This window comes from Deltaproteobacteria bacterium, assembly GCA_016930875.1.
GTDB lineage: Bacteria > Desulfobacterota > Desulfobacteria > Desulfobacterales.
In genome coordinates this window covers 1-20,690 of record JAFGFW010000056.1, presented here as the reverse complement: position 1 = coordinate 20,690, position 20,690 = coordinate 1, and the positions used below count along the sequence as shown (strand labels likewise).

Sequence of the window (20,690 nt, the reverse complement as noted above, 5' to 3'; positions counted from 1 at the left end):
GAATCCGAAGGGATGATGGACCTTTCATCATCCTTTTTTTGGTTTTTTAGGGTGTGAAACGCGGTGGGAAGCTATAACACTATTAAGAACAAGCTACTGGGTGTCAATAGAGATATCCGCAGCATTATTCAGACAGCCTTATCCATTGATGGCCTGACCTCGCATCCCTTTAAGGTATGGCAGTCAACGACGAATCGGATCGAGAGGCAACTGTCTGAGGAAACGATTCGGGTGGCCCTGGTTGGGTCTATTAAGTCAGGAAAGAGCACGTTGACCAATGCCTTGTTCGGAAGCGATTTTGTCAAAAGGGGCGCAGGAGTTGTAACATCCATAATAACCAAACTACGACCCGGGCACGATTTGAGAGCCAGGCTTGAGTTCAAAACCTGGGATGAAATAAACGCAGAAATAAATCAGGCCCTCATCCTTTTTTCTTCAACAGAGTCGGATACTGTCGGAGGTAATTTTGATATCAACCGCGAGCAAGATCGCCTCCAGTTACAACACGACCTTGCAAGACTGAACACAGAGCAACTCATCTCCGATGATGCCCGCGATCCGAATAGCGTTCTCCTGATTGAGTATCTTAAAGGATATGACCGGGCCAAAGACTTTGTTTCCTTTGAACCGGCAACGCACATATTTGAGTCGGATGACTTTTACAAGCAAAAAGATTTTGTTGGCGACGAGTCCCAGGCGGTCTTTTTGAAGGATATCTGCCTGACACTCAAAGCCCCTGAGGGCTTTGGAGAAAACCTTGAAATCGCCGACTGTCAAGGAAGCGACTCGCCCAACCCCCTGCACCTTGCAATGATTCAAGACTACCTCGTTCAAACGCATCTCATCGTTTACGTTGTGAGCAGCCGAACAGGTTTGCGGCAGGCAGACATCAAATTTCTCACCCTGATCAAAAAGATGGGACTGACGAAAAACATCCTGTTTGTTGTAAACACCGACTTCAGCGAGCACGAGACAATGGCCGATCTGGAGAGAGTGCTTAACAGGGTGAAAGAAGAAGTGGAGATGATTCTATCTTCTCCTCATGTGTTTGCCTTTTCTGCCCTTTTCAATCTGTTCAAAAGCCTTGACGCTGAAGACAGCGCTGAGCAAATCCTCTCCCGAAAAGATCGCCTCCGGCTTGAACACTGGCGCCAAGACACTGAGATGGTCGCGTTTTCAGACCGTCAAACAGAAAGCTTCTTGCAAACCCTGATCTACAGGATATCCAAGGATCGGTTTGCTTTGCTCTTGGAAAGCAATTTGGAAAGGATGTCTAATATCGTATCCGGCACGCAGGATTGGATTCAAGTCAGCCAAGACCTTTTGCTGAAGGATGTTGGGGAGGTTAAAAAAGCATTTGCTGAGATGGACAGGCGGCGAAAGGCTTCTGCCCAGGTAACAGTGGTAATCAAAGACACATTGGACGGCACGACACGCAAACTAAAACGGGACATGGGAGCCGACGTAGAGCGCTTCTTTGACATTCAATACGGGGAAATAGGTCAACAGATTATTCATTTTATTGAATCATATGACCTGTCGCTGGCAGAGTTCGAAAAGGATCTCAAAACTTCAGGCTTCCTACCCACACTTTACCGCGTCTTTCAGGCGTTGCAACAGGCCGCCAACCGCTTCATAGCGGAATCCATCAATCCCAGACTCGTTGAGTTTGTCCGCCAAGAGGAAAAAAGGGCGGAAGATATGTTTGAGCAGGTATCCGGCCCATACAGTCTGATGATTCAGGATACGGTTGATCAGCATCAGCGGACTATGGAAAATCTCGGCATTAACATCCCCAAACGACCTTTCAAGACGATTCGCGCCCCTGAAGTTGCTCTGGTCAAAACCGATAGCCAACTTAGCATTCCACATCTTGCAAGCGCCATGCGATATACGGCCCGGATCAAGACCGAGGCTATCTTGAGGCTGGGATTTTACAATACCTTAAAGACCGCAAAAAAGCTTTTAAAAAAGCCCGTGACAGACGGACCGGACAGTGCCATCCGTTCACTCCAAGACAGTGTGCGCCGAATCAAGGAACAGATGCAAGAGTCCATAACAGCCCATTTCCTGGACTACAAAGAAAACCTTAAATACCAATATGTCTTTAAACTGGTTGAGGCTATGTCCGACAGGTTGTACGAGGCTCTGACGGATCGGATGATGGTCATTACAAGCGATCTGTCGGACATGAAAGGTCTTGTCAAGAACAAAGGCCTGGCCAAGGACCATTTGGCCGAACAGTTTTCTTCCATGGAAATGTCGCTCAATGCTGTCATGGAAAAAATCAGGGATGCAGAAAGGCTGGCGGAAAACCACAACCTGCTACAGAGATAGTCAAATATACTCCTTAAGAAAAACATTTCGGGGTTACGGGCTCTATTATGAAATGAGAATGCTATGATCTCACTTGTGGCAAATGCTGGATGCTGGATAACAAACTGATTTCTAAGATTTTATCCAGAATCCAGAATCCAGTATCAATAAGTTGACGCCTAAAAAGTTCCTTGGAAAGCAGAAGATTGCTGACCTTAAAAACATTATCTTGAAATCTATTACAAACACGGGAGGTTCTAATGGCCAGAAAAAAGGCGCGGATCATTTCAGTGGTTAATGAAAAGGGCGGGGTCGGAAAAACCGTAACGGTTATCAACTTGGCAGCAGGGCTTTCTCTGAAGGGAAAAAATGTGCTGGTCGTTGACATGGACCCCCAGCTAAATGCTACAAAAGGTCTGGGCTTCAGTCACAGCGAGGAGAGCCTTTCAGTCTATGACGTTATCAAGTTGCAAGACCCTGTTCCGGCCAAGTCGGTCATTTCGCATACAACGTGGAAGCACCTTGATCTTCTTCCTTCCCACGTGGACCTCTCCGGGATTGAGATAGAGTTGGCAAACGAAGTCGGGCGGGAGAATCGCCTTAAGGAAGCCTTGAAACCTATTGAAGATCTTTACGACTTTGTGCTGCTGGACACCCCGCCGAGTCTTTCCCTTCTCACTGTCAATGTGCTCGCCTTCGCCCGAGAGGTCTTGATACCGTGCCAAACGCACCCCTATGCCTATGGTGCAATGGATGAACTCCTTGAAACTGTTTCAATCATACAGGAAGAGATCAACCCGAGCATAAGAATAATGGGTGTGGTGCCCACCTTTTTTGACCAGCGCACAAGGGTATCAAACAAGATCATTGAAGATTTGAGAGCAGACAAGCGTTTTAAGAAAAATCTTCTTGGTACGGTTGTCCGAATCAATACCACAATAGCCGAAAGCGCGCATTATGGAAAACCTGTCGTATTTTTCAGACGCTCCAGCCCGGGAGCCCTGGACTATCTGGCGCTCACGAATGAAATCCTGGCCTAGTGCTCCGTCTCCTTATTAAGGTGTCATTTCGACCGGAGGGAGTAATCTTTTCAACTGCTTGATATAATAAGATTTCTCGCTTCGCTCGAAATGACATGATTGCAAAGTTATTTGGATGACATCCTGCTAGTGCTCGCACGGATACTGAGCAATAATTTCCCACCCATTAGTCACCAGCCCTCTCTTGTGAGTCCTTCCTGGGATTTGACATTTTTTTGACACCATGGTGTCTCAAAAATGACGGTGGCGCCTCAGTTTGCCTTCATGCCTGTCCGGGACACGAATCTTGAAAACAGAGAGTCGTCCTGCCTCTCAATGAACGGAATCCGGCCTTCTTCAAAGCCTTGGAGGCTGTCCGAGAATGAGAGATTTCTTGCAAGGTCAAGGAAGACGATCCGCCTCCGGCGGATTAACCGCTGGAATACATAGAGTATTTTGAGTCCGCCTCCGGCGGATGAGTCTGACGCAGAGATTGCGGGAAATACCCATTCTCGGACAGCCTCCTAGTCAACTCAGTCCTTTCTCTTTGACCTCATGGCACGCTTTGTGCTGATTAGAGGGTGGCAGCACATTGACTCAGCCCATATTCGTAAAAGGTCTCAAACGATGCACACTGACCACATTGAGAAAGAGTTAAAGAAAGAAATAAATCGGATCGAAAAGAAGTTGGATCGAACTCAGACACTTCGGTCAGCGGCCTGGATCGGATCTGGCCTGGCTGCCGGCTTGGTCCTCTCCACTATGGCCAGTCAAATCCCCCTCCTCGCAGGCATGGTTGCCGGTGGCGCTCTCTTAAATGTTGCGCTAAAAGGCTTTGTCTCACGAAAAAGATAGGATTGATCCGCCGGAGGCGGAGAAAAGGGTCATTTCTGGATGGGAACTATCTAGTGTCCATCCAGAAATGAGGATTTTTGTTCAAGATCAAGGCATGCGAAAAAAATAACCGCAGGCATATGTCTGATATTCCGAGGAATATTTTTTGAGCATAACGCAGAGATTGGGCAAAAAGACCATTTATGGATGGACACTATCTAGTATTCCTCATACACCAGTCCAGTCAAAAGCGACTCGTCATGGAGTCTTGCTCCGATGTCAACACCGAAAAAATCAGCGATAGGCTGCAAAATCTCCGGGTTGTTTTCCCACACGGTACGGCCAGCATCCAGTACGACCTCTACACCTTTCCTAGTCATCTTGCCCAGAGGCTGGCGACATGTGCCCGCGGGCATGCCAAGAATTACCATAAGGGTCTTTGTGCCAAGGGGATTTCTGGCACGGCACGTCACCGTTCCAAAAGGCGTCTCCTCCTGAGTCTTTACAGTCACAATCCCGAAAAGCGGTTTCAAAGCGCTCACAAGTTTTTCTGCCTCGGTCTCATTGCCCTGGTTCAGGAACGTGGTCATGTCCTGGACAGCCTTTGGAGCAATGTTGGAGGCTACCGAGATCACGCCGCTAGCCTTGATACTCGGATCGGTCATCATGGTAAGAGTCTTGTCATCGTCGCCGGACATAATCGTAAAGTCCTTCCCGCAACACTCACGGGTACGTTTCATATTCTCGATGCTTCCTGTAGCTTCCTTCACCGTGCTCACATTGGCGAATTGCTCATTCAGGATGGCAAGGTCTTCAGGCAAAAGCTGGGCCCCGGTACGTCCCGGAATCACATACGGAATGATCTGGATCTGGGGGAACTTGGCTGCCACAGGGGCCACATATTCCCTGCGGATCTCCAGTGAGCTAGGCCCGTTGTAGTAAGGATCTACCAGTAAAGCGGCATCAGCCCCCACGTGCACTGCGTGCTCCGTGCTCTCCAGAGTCTCCCGCGTATTGTTACTCCCTGTCCCTGCAATGGACTGGCACCGCCCTTTACATTTCTCAGCCACCATCCCGATTACCTTGTTGTGCTCTTCCCAGTTCAATGTAGGGCTCTCACCCGTGGTACCCACAGCCAGGATTCCACTAACACCACCTGCGATCTGAAACTCTACCAGTTTTTCAAGGGCCTCGTAATCGACCGCATAGTCCTTGAATGGCGTCATCAGCGCCGTATAACATCCGCTAAACATCGTGGCACCTCCTTGTTTTAGTTTTACGCAAAAAAAAACAGCCGGAGCGCGCTCCGACTGCAACCAACCAAGAGAGCGCTCCACGAAAAAGTCGTGACAGTCCTGCGGATCTTATCCGCAGACCCAGTCCGCATTTGAAACAGGTCAAAAGCTGACTTCGGCGGTACACCCTTTTACCGCAGGATCAAAATGCGGGGCCTGATCCCCTACCCTGCGGCTACTCATGAGTACCGCTCCTCAACTCCGGTGTTTTTTTAATTTAGAAGCTCAAGTTCCACATGTCAAGGAAAAACGGGAGTGGTTGCCTTCATGCCCTCAGCGTGGCAATCAAGGTCTTGGGGTCGAGTAGAATTTCAAAGGCGTCTTTGATGTGAGTGACGATGATGTCGGCCTGCAGCATGGCCCTGGTCGTGGCGCCTTCTGCCTGAATCGTGCATATGGAAAGCCTGGCCACCTTAAACATTTCAACGTCTATGTTTCCGTTTCCCACGCAAACTGTGTGTTGTGGCCCTATCGATTCAACAAAGACTCTTTTCTCCTGGGCTGTTTTTGTGACAACGGCCTCGATACCCGGAGAATGCTCGAAGGTCTGTCGCAAGGTGCCCCGTGTATCCCCTGAAAGAATATAGATACTGAACCCCTCTGCCGCCAAAGCCTTCAGATAATCCAAAACGCCGGGAATAAAATCCCCGAATTCGGTCACAGTACCGTTCAGATCCAATATCACATTTTCCAACTCAAGGGAGCCAAATCCGGGAACAGCAATGGATTTCATCTCTTTCTCCTGCAGCACTCAGCCACAATTGCATTTCCTGAGCACACCACCATGGGTTTGTCCACATTCTTGTCGGAGCGAAGCTTCAGTGAACTGGCTCTGGAAACAATTTCAGCACAAATGAAGTTCGCCGCATGTCTTCAGGCAGATTCCCATCTCTGTCAAGTCAGGAAGCATTGTGCTTCATCATCTTCAGGCAACATAGCAGATAACGTTTTCGGCACCTCATTTCCTTCTGATTCTGACCTTTCTGGGTTCCACAATAATCAGATTTCCCTTGAAATCATCTGCTGATAGATCCTTAAGTACCTCCAGAAGGTGGCGGTTCATATCCGTAGTCGACATTTCATTAGGAAAGTTCGCAACAACGATTCCAAAATGGGTTCCTAATGCAAACCGCAGAATATTTCCAAAACCTCTGTCGCCTGTAAGAATCACTGCTTCTTCTCTTTGCGCGAACTCATAAACTTCCTCATCCTCAGCTCCTCGAAGGCCATAGTCCCGAATATCCTTAACATCATATCCTTGCTCTTTAAGCATCATTCCTGTCGAACGCGGCATATCCTCATCAATGACAAATCTTGGCATTTCATCCTACCGCCTTAATCTGCTCGCTGGACAGAATCTTGGCCGCATAGTCAAGGACAGCGAGTATATCCTCACGCGTGATTTCGTACTCGGCCATAACCTCTTCATATGTCATTCCTCCCGCAAGTTTACCCATGATGAGATCCACGGGAACACGCGTACCGACAATTACTGGCTTGCCGAAACGAATTCTCTCATCCAAATTGATCCTTGGAGCTATCTTCATAGGGTTTCTCCTTTCATTTTCGGTCAGATGCTTGTATCCGAAATAGGCTCGGACACCCCCTTTGAGCCTGCGGCTGGTCAGGGAAAATAGGCAACCCTAATTTACGTGTTATCTATAACAATAAAGATACGTTGTCAATTCGCAGGCCTCTGTAGCGCAACCGTTTGTCTTGAAAGATCCGGATTGCACTCGATTCTGAGCCGTGTTATCAGAGCAAAAAAGGGGAAAAGCACAATGACCTGGCAGCAAAATGTGGAAGATTTTGGCGAGGAGATCGAGCCTGGCTCCACATTCCGGTTTGAATGCCATCAGGGCCTGAGCTGTTTCGGCAGATGTTGCGCAACAGACGTAACCCTCACTCCCTATGACATTGCCTGCATGCGGAGGCGCCTGGACACGGACTCCCACCAGTTTCTCTCTGCTTATTGCTTAACCTGTGTGGATACCCTGACCGGATTTCCCTCTGTCCTCCTCAAGCACAAGGAAGATGGCACGTGTATTTTTCTCAAGAGCCACGGATGCAATATCTACCAAAGCAGGCCAAGCTGTTGCAGAAACTATCCCTTGGCACGAGTGATAGAAGATGATGACAAGAGTGGCAAAAGGCTGACCAGATATTATCTCCAGCGTCGTGCAGACTACTGTGAAGGCCTGGGCACGGGGCCCGAGTGGGCCATCAAGGCCTACTGTGAGCAAAACGGGCTTGGGCCTTACGAAAAGGCAAATGACATCTTTTTGCAGATTCCCTTTGCCTTTGAGAGACTTCCATTCAGCCTGAAGCACAACAAGGAAGTGCAGACTATGATCTACCAGGCCGTCTTTGACTTTGACAATTTTTTTGAAAAATACGCACGATTCGGCCCGACTACGATCCCTGCGGATGACTATGAGATGGTTGCCACGGTTGCCAGTATTACTCTGAACCTGATCAAACGAACAGCCAATCTGAAGTCATAAAATCGCTAAGTGGTTCTATTCATGCTTTGCCAGAATCTTCTGAATCGCAACGGCACATTCAGCCTTGTTGTCATCCGGACAATCTATATCAAGGATTTGCTTCTCCAGATCGATTTTTTTGATTTTGGCCTGGAATTTCTCGGCCTCCCGCCTAACAAGCCTGATAATCTTGTCATCCTGCTGATCCGCAATCGGCATAATTCACTCCCTTAACATGTTCATATGTTCAATCTTGATACACTTACTCATAACCACGTCAAGACCGGCCTCTCTGGCCTTTCCCGCCGCTAGGTTGTGGACAATGCCCAATTGCATCCAGACCACCCTGGCCCCAATCTCTACGGCATGATCCACAATAGGAGGGACGGCTTCAGACTTCCTGAATATGTCTACTACGTCTATCGGGAAAGGGATAGCCTTGAGATTGGGATAGCACTTTTCACCCAGTATCTCCTTTTGGCCGGGATTAACCGGAACAATTCTGTAACCGTGGTCTTTGAGATATTTCCCCACCTTGTGGCTGTCTCTTTCCGGTTTGGGAGATAGACCCACAATAGCCACTGTTTTGTGGTTCTCAAGGATTGTCCTGATCTCTTCACACGGTGGATTGTATTGAGGCATCTCGCACGTTATCTCCTGCATTGTTGTCTCCTTGTTCTGCAGCATAAATAATCATAATAAATAGTGTGTTTCAGGTCAAGTTGCGAAATCGCTTATGACATCGCTTCGCGATTTCACAACTACACTGCTCGCAAGGACTCGGGCTTAAGACGGATGTTCCCCTTGAGGGCCTCGTCAATGAGGCTGATTGTTGTCTCCTTATCCCTGGGAAATCTTGCCTTGACGGGAAGGTAGTTTGAGGCATGGTTGGCATGAAATAGCCCTCCGGAAAGGACCGTGTGGGCCATCATGGTCTTGAGTTCCGTCAACATCTCCATGGGACTGATGAGCCTAAAGCGCCCTTCCAGGTAGTCCTGTCCCAGGGGCGTATTGGATAGCAGCATCAGGCTTAGTGCCCCCACATAGTTAGGGTCCATGGCGCTCAGCGCTTGGCCCGTGGTCTCGGCATGCAGGGCAGATCGTTCCCGACCTGCCAGGCCGAGTAGCACGGTCACGGAGAGCTTGATTCCGGCCTCAACGACTTTCTGGCCCATCTCTACTATGGTGTCTGCTCTTACGCCCTTTCGAATCTTCTTGAGTGTAACATCATCACCGCTCTCAAGGCCCATGTAGACAATGCCCAATCCGCTCTTGCGAAGCGCTATCAGGTCTTCCAATGCCTTGGTCCGGATGCTTTTTGCATTTCCGTAAATGCCGACCCGGGTGACCCAGGGGAGACGCTCGCGGATGGTCTTCAGCAGCTTCATAAGCCTGGCCTGTGGCAGAATGAGGGCATCGCCATCGGCAACAAAAAGCCGGCGCTGGCGTCTGCAATAGGAGGCTGCAAACTCGATATCTCGTTCAACAACCGATTCCGGTTTGATTCTGAAGCGCACGCCCTTGTATGTGCCACAGAATGTGCATTTATTGTGGGAACACCCTATGGTAACTTGAAGAATGATGCTATTTGCCTCGCTCGGAGGCCGGATGATTATCCCTTGATAGTCCATTTTCCCTTGACACCAGAAGCCCTTCTTAATACTTGGCAGAATATTATCACGATTGACACTCCACTGCAAATCACTCTCAGGAAGGGAGTACGGACTATGGCTGATCAAAATGTGACTTTCAGGATTGAAAAGGACACCATGGGTGAGGTGAAGGTTCCCGTGGAGGCCTATTACGGAGTTCAGACCCAGCGTGCGGTGGAGAACTTTCCTGTCAGCAAGATCAGATTTCCCAGAGATTTCATCATGGCCCTTGGCCTCATCAAGAAATATGCAGCCCAGGTAAATGAGCAACAGGGCAATCTGGACCACGAGCTTGCCCGAGCAATCACTGAAGCTGCGGACGAAATCGCTACGGGAAAGCTGGACAGACAATTTGTCATTGACATCTTTCAAACAGGCTCCGCCACCTCAACCAACATGAATGCCAACGAGGTCATTGCCACGAGGGCCAACGAGATCCTCACAGGCCAGAAAGACGCCAGGCATCCGGTCCATCCCAATGACCATGTCAACATGGGCCAGTCAAGCAACGACGTCATTCCCACTGCGATTCATGTTGCGGCCTTGACATCAATCACCGAGGACCTCATCCCAGCGCTCAAGATCCTTTACGAGTCACTTAAGGAAAAGTCGGCCACCTTTGACAGCATCGTCAAGATCGGACGCACGCATCTTCAAGATGCGGTCCCAATCCGGCTCGGTCAGGAATTCAGCGGCTATGCCCGGCAGATCGAACTGGGCATGCAAAGACTCGAAGGAACCAAACGATCCCTTGCGGAACTGGCCCTTGGCGGAACCGCCGTTGGCACAGGCCTCAATACCCCCCCGGAATTCGCCTCCCAGGTGATCGAATTGATTTCCCGGAAGACCGGGTGTCGGTTTCGAGAGGCGACAAATCACTTTGAGGCGCAGGCTGCCCAGGATGCAGCTATGGAGGCGAGTGGTGCGCTAAAGACTGTGGCCATTAGCCTGATGAAGATAGCAAACGACATCCGGTGGCTTTCATCTGGCCCCAGATGCGGACTCGGGGAGATCAACATCCCGGGCCTTCAGCCCGGGTCCTCAATCATGCCGGGCAAAGTAAACCCGGTCATTCCCGAATCCGTCACACAGGTTGCCGCCCAGGTGATTGGCAATGATGCAACAATCGCCATTGGTTGTCAGGCAGGCAATTTCGAGCTGAACGTGATGCTTCCCGTCATTGCGCATAATTTATTGCAGTCAATAAGGCTTATTGCGTCAGCGGCACGGATCTTTGCTGAAAAATGCGTAAGCGGCATTTCCGCCAATGAGGCCAGGTGCAAAGCCTTCATAGAGGAGAGCTTGGCCATGTGCACATCGCTATCCCCAGTCATAGGATATGAACAGGCCGCGGCAATCGCCAAGGAGGCCTATACTACTGGCAAGACTGTGAGAGATGTTGCCAGGGGGAAAAAGGTCCTTTCAGAGGCAAAGCTGGAGGAGTTGCTGGATCCTATGAAGATGACTTAGGGTTCGCGAAGAAATAAATTTACATTTTCAGGAGTCGAGGCGCACGCATGGCAAGGCCCGAGGAGGGCGAATAGCAAGCTATTTAACCGACGAGCAACGCAGCCGGGCGGGATGGATCGGCGCATCAAAATGTGAAGTTATTTTTGAGCGAGCCCTTAGTGCTCTTTACTGAAATTCCTGGATAGTATTCTGAACAGATGCCACTACCTGGTCCATGAGCTTGCTTATGTCTTCATTCTTGAAGCCAAAAGAGCTGACGGCGCTTTCTTCCATTTCGTAAGACAAGGCGTCTTCTCCGGTTCCGAGGCCACTCAACATGGCTATCCCGTCTGCCACATGGAGGATGTTTGCCAGTTCGTTTTCCTGTGCCTCTAACGGACAATGATGATATCTTATGGCAGTAGCCACGTTTTGGGGGACATTCCACTTCTTGCACACCTCAGAAGCTATTTCTGCATGATCAAATCCGAGGATCTCCTTTTCAGCAGCCAGAAAAGTCCCTTGACCGTCTGCCATGAACTCTTCGAACATTCCCTTTCTTTCAAGGATATATTTGTCGAGCACTAGCTTGCCCGAGTCATGAATGAGGCCGGCTGCAAATGCATCATCCGAAAGTGCAGGGCTTTTCTTCTTGGCGATTAGCCTCGAACCAAAGGCAACCGCAAGAGAATGCTTCCACAGCTCTCCTGCTTCCAGGCCGTAGCCCTTGATATCTTTTCCCAACAGAGAGGAAGTGGCTGCCATGGTGACAAGTTCTGCCAGAGCCTTATGCCCTAGAATAACCGATGCCTGTTGAATCGATGAAACCTGTTGGCTAAGGCCATAGTATGCTGAGTTGGCCAGCTTCAAAACCCTGGTGGCAATAGCCTGGTCCGTTACGAATATGATCGCCAGGTCTTTGAAACTGGAATTCGGATCGTCCATAACCTCTCGAGCCTTGTGCACGACCTGGGGCATTGGAGGCAAGTCGCTCACACTCTTGAAAATCTTCTCCTTTAGAGCTTCGGCCTCTCCCGATTTGTTGTCAGCATGTGCCCCTGAAGCAGAAGAAGGAACGGCGTCGGTGTCCGCCTGATGTGAACGCATATCGACTTTGATAACACTTTTGCAAGCCGGGCACGGGAATTTTATCTTCTTCCCAGCGGGGAGTCGTTCATCGGGAATATCGTAGACCTTCTGGCAATTCTCACACTCGACTCTCACTCATATCCTCCTTCTTTGTTCTAACATGAAAAACCTGGTCCTTTGGGCCAGGATTCTTATTTCGCCTTCTTACTAAACACCTGCGTCAATTTCTCCTTTATGGCATCAGCCGTGAACGGTTTTACGACGTAATTGCTCACACCAGCCTGAATCGCCTGTAATACGTTATCCTTTTGTGCTTCTGCCGTAACCATCAAAAACGGGATTTTTTTTGTGGATTCTTCACCCCTCACCTTTTTCAACAGATCCAGGCCGGTCATCTTGGGCATGTTCCAGTCAGATATGATCAAATCCACTTCGTTCTTCTTGAGCACCGCAAGGGCTGTTGTGCCATCGTCGGCCTCCAGTATCTTGGTAAATCCGATCTGTTTCAAGGCGTTCTTTATGATTCGCCGCATGGTAGCAAAATCGTCAACCACCAACACGTTCATATTTAAGTCCATGAGGTCTCTCCTGGACGCATAACCTGGACAAAGCGGAAATTCGAAGCATTTATCGTCTCTTGCGCAATGCAATCCAATGGAGCGACTATCTCCACTGCGCCCGTCTTGACCGCCTCTTTCGGCATGCCATAAACCACACAGGAGGCCTCATCCTGGCCGATGGTCCTTGCCCCGGCCTCTCGCATTTTCACCATACCGCGGGCTCCGTCCGAGCCCATCCCGGTCACGATGACACCCACTGCATTGGCTCCCGCGTATTGGGCAGTTGATTTGAAAAGCACATCGACGGCTGGCATCTGATGGCATACCATATGCAAATCTCAGAAATCACACCCGTAAAGATCTTCCTTCTCTGTGATTGCTTTTTCATCCATACCGAGCGCGTCCCCCAGGATCTTCTTGATCTCTTCCGGCCTGAAGGGTTTCCTGATACAGGCCCTTGCGCCGAGGCCCCGAAGCTCATCCAGTCGCTCTCCCCGACCCTCTGTGGTCACAACCACAACAGGCGTTGTTGAAACAACGTCTTGCTTGTTCAAGACCTTCAAGAACTCGAGACCATCCATCTCGGGCATGTGAACGTCAGTCAAGATCACGTCAGCCCATTCCTTCTCAAGGACAGCCAATGCTTCCACGCCGTTACCAGCCTCAAAAATCTCGCCGACATCGAAACCAGACATCTGCAGAGTCTTCTTGATGATGTTTCGCATGGATGATGAGTCATCAACAATTAGGACATTAAACGCCATAAGTCACCTTCCAGTTTCAGGTACAAAAATGTGCCCGTTGAGCCGTTGATTATTCGTCACTTGTCATTTGTCATTGCTTGCCACTTATGAGTTATCAGTCATTCCAAGGCATTTTAGCTCATTTTAGGCATTCTTTAACACTCAACCACTACGCCAGCTTCAAAACATCCTGGACCTTGTTGTACTCATCGTAGAAATCTATAATAATCGCCTGCAGATCCTTTGGTTTCAGACCGTAACGTTTCATGACTTCCTGTTTTCCACGATAAGACAGCCCGTCACGGCCTATACCAATGCCCATGGATAGAGTTATGACGTTGGCAAGATAGACGATCGGCGTGATCACATCTCCTGCCGAAGCCTCCTCAGGCCTGTGGTGCAGCCGTATTGACTGAACAATATCTTCGGGAAAATCCCACGATTTAGCAATCTTTTCCCCAAGTTCCGCATGATTAATGCCCAGCGTCTTGCTTTCGGCTTCCAAAAAGGAATAGTCCCCTGTGTCTACCAGGGCTATGATCTCCACAAAGTATCTATGCACAAAATTGTTGAGCACTGCTTTGCCTATGTCGTGCAGGAGCGCTGCCGTAAACAAGGACGGAGGCTCGGACTCACTGACGCGGCGGGAGATAACCCTGGAGATGATCCCTGTTGCCACAGCGTGTTTCCACAGTTCCCCCTTTGCAAGATCATACCCTTTGTTTTCCGGTTGAAAAAATTTGACAACCGTGCTTGCCAGGATAATTTCCTTCAACTGCATATTGCCCAGCAGCACCAAGCCTTCCCGGAGGGAGTGCACCTTTCTTGCAAGCCCGTAATAGGCCGAATTGCACATCTTCAACACGTTTGCCGTGATTGCCTGATCATACTGGACCACGGAGATAACGTCGCCAACCGATGCGCCGGGGTCATCCAGAATCTTCAGGGCCTGACTGGCCACAACGGGAAAGGGTGGAAGCTTTTCGATCGATTTTATTATTTCCTCAACATCCTTCATAGGATTATTTCTCCCCTGCCGTAAACCTTTAAGGCCAGTTCCCCTGTGGCAATGTTGAGCCGCATGGTTCTGTTTGAAGTACCCCCCACATCTTCAGCATCAACAAGCACGTTGTTGCGCCAAAAGATCTTTCTGAGGGCCGCATAGTTGCGTTTTCCGATGTTGAACGCCCCTGAAGCGTCTATAATCTGAGACCCGCCCGCCACTTTCGAGATTATCCGCTTCTTCTCGGCTCCCAACTTGTAACACGCTTTAAACAGGAGCGGGATCCCCGTATCGGCAAACATCAAAGGCTGGCTCTTGGCTTTATTACTGTCCAGCTTGGATTCAGGAAGCATGTAATGGACCATGCCGCCCACCTTGGCCACCGGGTCATAGATAGCCACACCAATACACGAACCCAACGAATGGGTAATCAGGGTAGCAGCCGGATCATCACTCACCTTCATATCAGCTATACCTACAGTAACATTCAACGCTCTGATTCCTTTTTCATCTGGGGGTTCTGGGTTTCCGCTGCACTATCCAATTGTCGATGATCAGGATCTTGGTCATAATAAATCGGATATGAACAATGGCAATCACCGTGCCAAATTGCTCGATGCCCGGCAGAACTTTTTTAACTCATTGAAATACCCCAGGAAATATCTCAACAACCGGGGATAAGAATCAAGGCAGGATCGCCAGGGCCGTCAAGAAATTGGCACTTCATCGCCATGAATGTTATTGATCTGGCATAGGACCTGGAGTAATGGAGTAGTGCAGTAAATGGGAAAAGACAAAGTCCAAACCATGCCTGAATCGCAGTCTGACCACAAAACCTTTGACCCCACATTCCAAACCTCGCATGTCTTGACCGTGGCTGGAGGTCACTTTGTCCATGATGTGTTCAGCAGTTTTCTTGCCCCCTGGCTTCCGCTGCTTATTGAAAAGCTAAGCCTTTCACTCACGCTGGCAGGCTCTTTGACGTTATTTATTCGAATACCTTCCCTGCTGAACCCTCTCATCGGTGTTGTGGCCGACCGCATAGATATGCGCTACATGCTCATTGTCGCCCCTGCGGTCACAGCCGTGTGCATGAGCCTGATCGGGCTTGCCCCCAGCTACGCCATCGTGGCCTCGTTGCTCTTTGTGACCGGGTTGAGCGCTGCCGTCTTCCACGTGCCAGGGCCTGCAATTATTTCGCGGATGTCAGGGCCGCAGGTGGGAAAAGGAATGAGCCTCTTTATGGCTGCCGGCGAACTGGCTCGAACCGTAGGCCCTCTCTTGGCCGTGGCCGTTGTTTCTCTCTGGGGCTTTGACGGAAGTTATCCGGTCATGACCATCGGTCTTTTCGCCTCAGCCTTGCTTTACTGGCGGCTGCGGCACGCCACGGTCCACACAAAGGCAGCGCATCAACCTTCCTTGGTGAGAACCTGGCAAGCCATGCGACATGTGCTGATTCCCCTGACGATTGTTGTTGTGGCTCGCGCGTTGACTGTGGCCTCATTGACGGCGTTCTTACCCACCTACATGGCCGCTCAAGGGAAAAGCTTGTGGGCCGGGGGTGGAGCATTAGCCCTCCTTGAATTTGCCGGGACTTTTGGCTCGCTCATATCCGGTACGGCAAGTGACCGTTTGGGGCGACGTTTCGTGCTCCTGGCCGTCATGATCACTTCCTCTGCCCTTATGCTCGTCTTTCTGATAACCGGCTCGTGGCTGATTGTTCCTGTTCTTGTTCTCCTCGGATTCACCGTCTTTGCCGCTTCTCCTGTCATGCTGGCCGTTGTTCAGGAGCATGCCCGTGGCGTGGAAGCCACGGCTAATGGAATCTATATGGGGATCAATTTCCTGGTGGTATCAGGGATTACGGTGCTCGTGGGCTGGGCCGGAGACTTGATAGGGCTCCGTGCAGCTTTTGCCTGGTGCGCTGTCCTGTCACTGGCCGGAATTCCGGTCATCTATTTTCTTCCCGGCAAGGAAGCAGGACAACGTCAGACTCACATCCTTGGAAGGCACGTCCCCCCTAAATAGAGACAAGCTCAATTCAGAGACATGACGGGTATTAGGTCCGCCAGTCGGCGGACCTACTTGTCGGCGTCAGTCTCCGGTTGGAAATAGGAAGGAAGGGCACGAGATGCAGGCCTCAAAATTGTTCTAAAGGTTTGATGCGTTCATCCCGATAAGAGACACAGAAAAAAACAGTGGAACAAAGGCAAACCTCTCGAAAGAGTGGGACGCAAAGCCTCCGGTCCGCCCAGGCGGATAGCGGGGTTGCCCTACTGACAAGAATTTCGACATCAGGGCCCATTCTTTCGTGAAAGAGAATGGGCTTTTTCTTTTGGAGGGATCCTATGAACATAACCGATACCTCCGATCATATTCGGCAGCAGCAGGCTGGGCAATTCAGGAGACCAGGTGACGGTCGGGAACCGTTTATTCGTGTGAACGACCAGAGACTGGAAAGCGCCAGGGATCAGAAAACGCGTTCTGTTTTTGTGAACAACGAAAGCGTTGTCAGCTTTGGAAGAGGGATTCTGCAATCTGCTTTCCCGAAGCTATTTGATTCTGATGCCGGGATGAAATTCAACGCTGAGAGAATTCGTGAGACCGAGAAAGAGGAGAAACCCCAGGAACAATATGACAAAGACGGACAACCCCAAACTGTGACGAGTCAAAAGAACATCGTTGATCAATGGGCCTAACCCGGTCCTTCCACACTGCCCTCGTCCCGTCTCAATGGCCCAACACTTCCTCTATCTTGCTCACGAGAACATCCGACTCAACAGGCTTTTCAATAAAACCTGCGATTTTATGAAACTGTAAACTCTGGTCATCCTTCATGCCATGATAGGCCGAGCAGACAATAATAGGAAGATCTTCGAACTTTTCTCTGATCCTTGCGACTAACTCCATTCCGTGCACTTCTGGCATCTTCATGTCTGTGACCACCAGGTTTATTGATTCCTCGTCTAATATGTCCAATGCCTTTTCTGCGCTTGGAGCGGTAAGAACCCTCCACGGACTCTTCCGCAACATCCTTGTATACGCACTCAGGACATTCGGCTCATCATCTACAAACAGAATGCTCTTTGGGGTTCCTTCTTTTCTTCTCATTATATCTTCTACTATGTCCCCCAACCTTTCCTTTAAAACCAGGACATCGCCGGCCAGATACACAGGCGCCTCTCCGGGCAGTGGCTGAAAGTCATTTTTCACGGAAATATCACGTGAGTAAAGAACAACGGGCAGATCTGGATAGTCACGTGTAAATCCGATGAACAGATCAAGCCACGCCCATTGGGACATGCTTGGTTCCAGCAGCAATATATCCGGTTCGTTTTCGCTGAGTGGCAAAGCGTCCGTATCAGCGACAAATATGGCATCATAGTCCGCGCTTCGCAATGTCTGTTCAATCAGTCCGCCTTCATACCCGCTTTCAACAAACATGTGAAAAACAATTTTCAGTTTTTGCACGGTTCACCTCTCTATGTTTCGGGGTTTGCATCGTCACTCTCAACCACTCAACAAGAAACTAACCAGTCGGTATCCGTATCGTAAACGTAGTTCCCTTGCCCACAGCGCTCTCCACATCAATCGTTCCTTTGTGCTTCTCAATGATGTTATAGGCGACATTTAATCCCAAACCCGTTCCCTTGCCCACGTCTTTGGTCGTAAAAAATGGGTTAAATACTTTGGGGATGTTCTCTTCGGGAATTCCCATTCCCGTGTCGCTTATCTTGACCTCTACCGACCCATCATAGCCCCTTGTTGAAATCTTGATCTTGCCTTGATCTTCCATGGCTTGTGCGGCATTGACCAGCAAATTCATAAAGACCTGGTTAAGCTGCTGGGGATAACATCTCACGATAGGCAGATCTCCGTATTCTTTTGTGACCTTGGCCTTGTACTTAAGCTCGTTCCAGACAACATTCAGGGTTGATTCAATGCCTTTGTTGATATCAGTTTCCTGAACCTTGTCTTCTCCGGGATGAGCAAAGTCTTTGAGATCAATAACTATCTTCTTGATCCGCTCGGTTCCTTCTTTGCACTCGTCAATGAGATCCTGAATATCATTGAGGATGAAATCGACATCAACTTCCGTTTCAAGGTTCACAATCCCCTCCACCCGCTCCGCTATGGAAGGAGGCATGACATCCTTGCTAATCGTATCTTTCAGTTCCATGATCAGTTTTCTGTACTCTTTTAGGAGTCCACTAATGTCATGCTGATAATCAGAGAGTGTCTTGAGATTGCTGCTCACAAACCCTGTGGGGTTGTTGATCTCGTGCGCCACGCCGGCGGCAAGCTGCCCTACGGAGGCCATCTTTTCGGACTGAATGAGCTGCGCCTGTGCCCTCTTGTACTCATCTTCTAACTCGATGATGCGTTCACCGACACGGATCCTGGCCCTTAACTCGTCAGGATTAAAGGGTTTTACAATATAGTCGTCTACCCCCGCCTCGAACCCCACGATAGCATCTTCCTTCCGATCTTTGCCAGTAAGTAGCATCATGAATACATAATGAGGCAGTTTTGCCTCTCGCACTTTCTGGCATAGCTCCAGCCCGTCCATCCCCGGCATGGCCCAGTCCGTTATTACCATTCTGACTTTGCCTTGCTGGATTACTTCCCACGCCTTCAGACCGTCTTCTGCAAGAACGCATTCATGGCCCAGACTCTTAAGCAGTTTTTCCAGAAACCCCCTGGCCACAAAATCATCTTCTGCAACTAGAATTTCCATGGTTTGCCTCTTTTCTTGGTTGAGTGGTTAAGTAGTCAACTACTCAACCAATGACCAGTCAATCTCCTTTACATACGCCTCAAACCGGGCGACTTCGGTTTCCAACTCGCCCAGGACTTTTCCTCCTGCTTCAAGGTTCCCTTCACGGCCCATCTGCTCAAGTTCAAAGGCAGCCGCGGCCATTTCGTCAATACTCAGGTTGGCTGCGGACCCTTTCAGGTCGTGCGCCTCTTGCTGAAGGGTTTCCCCGTTTCCCTGTTCCAGGGCAGTCCTCAGCGCTTCTATCTGGCCCGGAAGGGTTGTCGTGAATTGCTCAAGCATATTTTCCAGAAACTCCTTGTCGCCCAGAGCCCGTTCAAGGGCCTTGTCCAGATTCACTGGCACGGCGTCTTCTTTCTTGTCCTTTGGATCGTCTTTCTCATTTCCTCCCGTCGCAATATCGGAGGCCTCTTTGCCTTGTTCGGTCCACGTTCGGATCTTTTCCAACAATTCCTCAGAATCGATGGGCTTTGTGGTATAGTCGTCCATGCCTGCTTCAAGGCACCGCTCTCTGTCGCCCTTCATGGCATAGGCGGTCATGGCCACGATCGGAACACGGGGCGCTTCGCTTTCGTCATTTGCTTTTTCTCCTACCAATGACGAATGACCGGTGACCAATGACATCTCCTTTTTCCTGATCTCTTTTGTGGCTTCGAAACCGTCCATTTCCGGCATCTGAACGTCCATGAGCACAAGGTCATAAGCCATCGTTTCAAGGGCCTCGATAGCCTCATGGCCGTTGGCTACAGCGTCGGCCCGATAGCCGAGATTTTCCAGAATGTGCAGAGCCACCTTCTGGTTGACAACGTTATCCTCGGCAACGAGGATGCGAATGTTGCGTTTTTGATCCTCGGAAATGGAATGCCCTGTGACAATAGGCGCCGAAGGCCTCTCCTTTCCCACTCTTTGCATGTCCGCCACTGTTGTGAGGCAATCATAAAGCTGCGACTGCTTGACCGGCTTCGTGAGGTAGGCGGCAAAACCGACCTCCTTTATACGGGCTGCTTCACCACGTTCACCCACCGAGGCAAGCATGACCATTGAGACGCTCATTAGATCCGGGTCTTCCTTGATGTTTCGTCCCAGGGTATCTCCATTCATTTCCGGCATCTGCATATCGATGATGGCAATGTCAAAAGGGTTCTCTTTAGCCACGGCCTGGCGCAGCTTGTCCAGTGCCTCTGCCCCGCTTGAGGCCTCGTCAAAACGGCAACCCCAGGACCTTAGTTGCTCTTTTACCACAAGGCGGTTCGTGGCATTGTCGTCCACCACCAGGATGTGTTGCGTGCGGATGTCTTCGGGAATGACAATTTCGGTCTCACGGCGTTCTGGCTGCTTTTCAAAAATTGCCGTAAACCAGAAGGTCGAGCCCTTGCCCTCCTCGCCTGTCCTGAGCGAAGTCGAAGGGCCTGTCCTGAGCGAAGTCGAAGGGCCTGTCCTGAGCGAAGTCGAAGGGCCTGTCCTGAGCGA

General features: G+C 49.9%; 22 protein-coding genes, 1 pseudogene and 1 riboswitch. Of the genes and pseudogenes, 7 read left to right on the top strand and 16 right to left on the bottom strand.

The window, feature by feature from the left end; all coding sequences use genetic code 11:
• Positions 1-63 precede the first annotated feature (63 nt).
• The 3 genes from JW883_05975 to JW883_05965 all read left to right on the top strand — a co-directional run bounded on the left by JW883_05975 (position 64) and on the right by JW883_05965 (position 4,190).
• The gene (locus JW883_05975) at positions 64-2,337 is read left to right on the top strand and encodes a dynamin family protein (protein MBN1841814.1); all 2,274 of its coding nucleotides are present in this window, start codon (positions 64-66) and stop codon (positions 2,335-2,337) included.
• 239 nt (positions 2,338-2,576) lie between these two features.
• Entirely contained in the window at positions 2,577-3,356 is a 780-nt protein-coding gene (locus JW883_05970) for a ParA family protein (GenBank protein ID MBN1841813.1), read from the top strand.
• Between the two features lie 606 nt (positions 3,357-3,962).
• Positions 3,963-4,190, top strand: coding sequence for a hypothetical protein (locus tag JW883_05965; protein ID MBN1841812.1), 228 nt, complete (start codon positions 3,963-3,965; stop codon positions 4,188-4,190).
• A gap of 197 nt (positions 4,191-4,387) precedes the next feature.
• Here JW883_05965 and dapA read toward each other — a convergent pair whose 3' ends face one another.
• The 4 genes from dapA to JW883_05945 form a co-directional block, all read right to left on the bottom strand.
• Positions 4,388-5,422, bottom strand: coding sequence for a 4-hydroxy-tetrahydrodipicolinate synthase (gene dapA / locus JW883_05960; protein ID MBN1841811.1), 1,035 nt, complete (start codon positions 5,420-5,422; stop codon positions 4,388-4,390).
• A gap of 307 nt (positions 5,423-5,729) precedes the next feature.
• Positions 5,730-6,197, bottom strand: a complete 468-nt coding sequence (locus JW883_05955; GenBank protein MBN1841810.1) for an ATPase P — start codon at positions 6,195-6,197, stop codon at positions 5,730-5,732.
• A 225-nt stretch (positions 6,198-6,422) separates the two neighbouring features.
• Positions 6,423-6,785: a DUF5615 family PIN-like protein gene (locus tag JW883_05950; protein MBN1841809.1), complete on the bottom strand. Its 363-nt coding sequence runs from the start codon at positions 6,783-6,785 to the stop codon at positions 6,423-6,425.
• Between the two features lies 1 nt (position 6,786).
• Entirely contained in the window at positions 6,787-7,011 is a 225-nt protein-coding gene (locus tag JW883_05945) for a DUF433 domain-containing protein (protein MBN1841808.1), read from the bottom strand.
• A gap of 234 nt (positions 7,012-7,245) precedes the next feature.
• Here JW883_05945 and JW883_05940 point away from each other — a divergent pair, with 234 nt between their 5' ends.
• Positions 7,246-7,968, top strand: coding sequence for a YkgJ family cysteine cluster protein (locus JW883_05940; GenBank protein MBN1841807.1), 723 nt, complete (start codon positions 7,246-7,248; stop codon positions 7,966-7,968).
• Positions 7,969-7,983: 15 nt separating this feature from the next.
• Here JW883_05940 and JW883_05935 read toward each other — a convergent pair whose 3' ends face one another.
• The 3 genes from JW883_05935 to JW883_05925 all read right to left on the bottom strand — a co-directional run bounded on the left by JW883_05935 (position 7,984) and on the right by JW883_05925 (position 9,578).
• Complete coding sequence (locus JW883_05935; GenBank protein ID MBN1841806.1) at positions 7,984-8,166, bottom strand: hypothetical protein; 183 nt, start codon at positions 8,164-8,166, stop codon at positions 7,984-7,986.
• A 3-nt stretch (positions 8,167-8,169) separates the two neighbouring features.
• A complete protein-coding gene (locus JW883_05930; GenBank protein ID MBN1841805.1) occupies positions 8,170-8,589 on the bottom strand; it encodes a CoA-binding protein in 420 nt (139 codons plus the stop codon).
• A 119-nt stretch (positions 8,590-8,708) separates the two neighbouring features.
• Positions 8,709-9,578, bottom strand: a complete 870-nt coding sequence (locus tag JW883_05925; GenBank protein ID MBN1841804.1) for a radical SAM protein — start codon at positions 9,576-9,578, stop codon at positions 8,709-8,711.
• A 96-nt stretch (positions 9,579-9,674) separates the two neighbouring features.
• Here JW883_05925 and JW883_05920 point away from each other — a divergent pair, with 96 nt between their 5' ends.
• Complete coding sequence (locus JW883_05920) at positions 9,675-11,069, top strand: class II fumarate hydratase (protein MBN1841803.1); 1,395 nt, start codon at positions 9,675-9,677, stop codon at positions 11,067-11,069.
• Between the two features lie 165 nt (positions 11,070-11,234).
• Here JW883_05920 and JW883_05915 read toward each other — a convergent pair whose 3' ends face one another.
• The 6 genes and pseudogenes from JW883_05915 to JW883_05890 form a co-directional block, all read right to left on the bottom strand.
• On the bottom strand, positions 11,235-12,272 hold the full coding sequence (locus JW883_05915) for a zinc-ribbon domain-containing protein (GenBank protein ID MBN1841802.1): 1,038 nt from the start codon (positions 12,270-12,272) through the stop codon (positions 11,235-11,237).
• Between the two features lie 56 nt (positions 12,273-12,328).
• Entirely contained in the window at positions 12,329-12,715 is a 387-nt protein-coding gene (locus JW883_05910; protein MBN1841801.1) for a response regulator, read from the bottom strand.
• A pseudogene (locus JW883_05905) lies at positions 12,706-13,026 on the bottom strand (chemotaxis protein CheB). The gene JW883_05910 and the pseudogene JW883_05905 overlap by 10 nt, the downstream one beginning before the upstream one ends.
• A gap of 9 nt (positions 13,027-13,035) precedes the next feature.
• Complete coding sequence (locus JW883_05900) at positions 13,036-13,461, bottom strand: response regulator (GenBank protein MBN1841800.1); 426 nt, start codon at positions 13,459-13,461, stop codon at positions 13,036-13,038.
• A 148-nt stretch (positions 13,462-13,609) separates the two neighbouring features.
• Complete coding sequence (locus JW883_05895) at positions 13,610-14,458, bottom strand: HDOD domain-containing protein (GenBank protein MBN1841799.1); 849 nt, start codon at positions 14,456-14,458, stop codon at positions 13,610-13,612.
• Positions 14,455-14,934 carry a chemotaxis protein CheD gene (locus JW883_05890; protein ID MBN1841798.1) on the bottom strand — a complete coding sequence of 160 codons (480 nt, stop codon included), beginning with the start codon at positions 14,932-14,934 and terminating at the stop codon, positions 14,455-14,457. The genes JW883_05895 and JW883_05890 overlap by 4 nt, the downstream gene beginning before the upstream one ends.
• 292 nt (positions 14,935-15,226) lie before the next feature.
• On the opposite strand from JW883_05890, the gene JW883_05885 reads away from it, so the two are divergent.
• Entirely contained in the window at positions 15,227-16,471 is a 1,245-nt protein-coding gene (locus JW883_05885) for an MFS transporter (GenBank protein MBN1841797.1), read from the top strand.
• Between the two features lie 170 nt (positions 16,472-16,641).
• Positions 16,642-16,719: riboswitch (cyclic di-GMP riboswitch) on the top strand.
• Positions 16,720-16,791: 72 nt separating this feature from the next.
• On the top strand, positions 16,792-17,142 hold the full coding sequence (locus JW883_05880) for a hypothetical protein (GenBank protein ID MBN1841796.1): 351 nt from the start codon (positions 16,792-16,794) through the stop codon (positions 17,140-17,142).
• Positions 17,143-17,173: 31 nt separating this feature from the next.
• On the opposite strand, the gene JW883_05875 is transcribed toward JW883_05880, so the two are convergent.
• The 3 genes from JW883_05875 to JW883_05865 form a co-directional block, all read right to left on the bottom strand.
• The gene (locus tag JW883_05875) at positions 17,174-17,914 is read right to left on the bottom strand and encodes a response regulator (GenBank protein MBN1841795.1); all 741 of its coding nucleotides are present in this window, start codon (positions 17,912-17,914) and stop codon (positions 17,174-17,176) included.
• A gap of 58 nt (positions 17,915-17,972) precedes the next feature.
• Positions 17,973-19,181: a response regulator gene (locus JW883_05870; GenBank protein ID MBN1841794.1), complete on the bottom strand. Its 1,209-nt coding sequence runs from the start codon at positions 19,179-19,181 to the stop codon at positions 17,973-17,975.
• A gap of 39 nt (positions 19,182-19,220) precedes the next feature.
• The coding region (locus JW883_05865; GenBank protein ID MBN1841793.1) for a response regulator at positions 19,221-20,690 on the bottom strand (1,470 nt) is incomplete at its 5' end.

What these genes read in the sequence shown, in the direction of transcription:
- JW883_05925 (MBN1841804.1), bottom strand. Translation starts at nt 9,578, where the DNA reads ATGGACTATCAAGGGATAATCATCCGGCCTCCGAGCGAGGCAAATAGC.
- dapA (MBN1841811.1), bottom strand. Translation starts at nt 5,422, where the DNA reads ATGTTTAGCGGATGTTATACGGCGCTGATGACGCCATTCAAGGACTAT.
- JW883_05900 (MBN1841800.1), bottom strand. Translation starts at nt 13,461, where the DNA reads ATGGCGTTTAATGTCCTAATTGTTGATGACTCATCATCCATGCGAAAC.
- JW883_05895 (MBN1841799.1), bottom strand. Translation starts at nt 14,458, where the DNA reads ATGAAGGATGTTGAGGAAATAATAAAATCGATCGAAAAGCTTCCACCC.
- JW883_05885 (MBN1841797.1), top strand. Translation starts at nt 15,227, where the DNA reads ATGGGAAAAGACAAAGTCCAAACCATGCCTGAATCGCAGTCTGACCAC.
- JW883_05930 (MBN1841805.1), bottom strand. Translation starts at nt 8,589, where the DNA reads ATGCCTCAATACAATCCACCGTGTGAAGAGATCAGGACAATCCTTGAG.
- JW883_05950 (MBN1841809.1), bottom strand. Translation starts at nt 6,785, where the DNA reads ATGCCAAGATTTGTCATTGATGAGGATATGCCGCGTTCGACAGGAATG.
- JW883_05945 (MBN1841808.1), bottom strand. Translation starts at nt 7,011, where the DNA reads ATGAAGATAGCTCCAAGGATCAATTTGGATGAGAGAATTCGTTTCGGC.
- JW883_05965 (MBN1841812.1), top strand. Translation starts at nt 3,963, where the DNA reads ATGCACACTGACCACATTGAGAAAGAGTTAAAGAAAGAAATAAATCGG.
- JW883_05955 (MBN1841810.1), bottom strand. Translation starts at nt 6,197, where the DNA reads ATGAAATCCATTGCTGTTCCCGGATTTGGCTCCCTTGAGTTGGAAAAT.
- JW883_05910 (MBN1841801.1), bottom strand. Translation starts at nt 12,715, where the DNA reads ATGGACTTAAATATGAACGTGTTGGTGGTTGACGATTTTGCTACCATG.
- JW883_05880 (MBN1841796.1), top strand. Translation starts at nt 16,792, where the DNA reads ATGAACATAACCGATACCTCCGATCATATTCGGCAGCAGCAGGCTGGG.
- JW883_05970 (MBN1841813.1), top strand. Translation starts at nt 2,577, where the DNA reads ATGGCCAGAAAAAAGGCGCGGATCATTTCAGTGGTTAATGAAAAGGGC.
- JW883_05940 (MBN1841807.1), top strand. Translation starts at nt 7,246, where the DNA reads ATGACCTGGCAGCAAAATGTGGAAGATTTTGGCGAGGAGATCGAGCCT.
- JW883_05935 (MBN1841806.1), bottom strand. Translation starts at nt 8,166, where the DNA reads ATGCCGATTGCGGATCAGCAGGATGACAAGATTATCAGGCTTGTTAGG.
- JW883_05870 (MBN1841794.1), bottom strand. Translation starts at nt 19,181, where the DNA reads ATGGAAATTCTAGTTGCAGAAGATGATTTTGTGGCCAGGGGGTTTCTG.
- JW883_05920 (MBN1841803.1), top strand. Translation starts at nt 9,675, where the DNA reads ATGGCTGATCAAAATGTGACTTTCAGGATTGAAAAGGACACCATGGGT.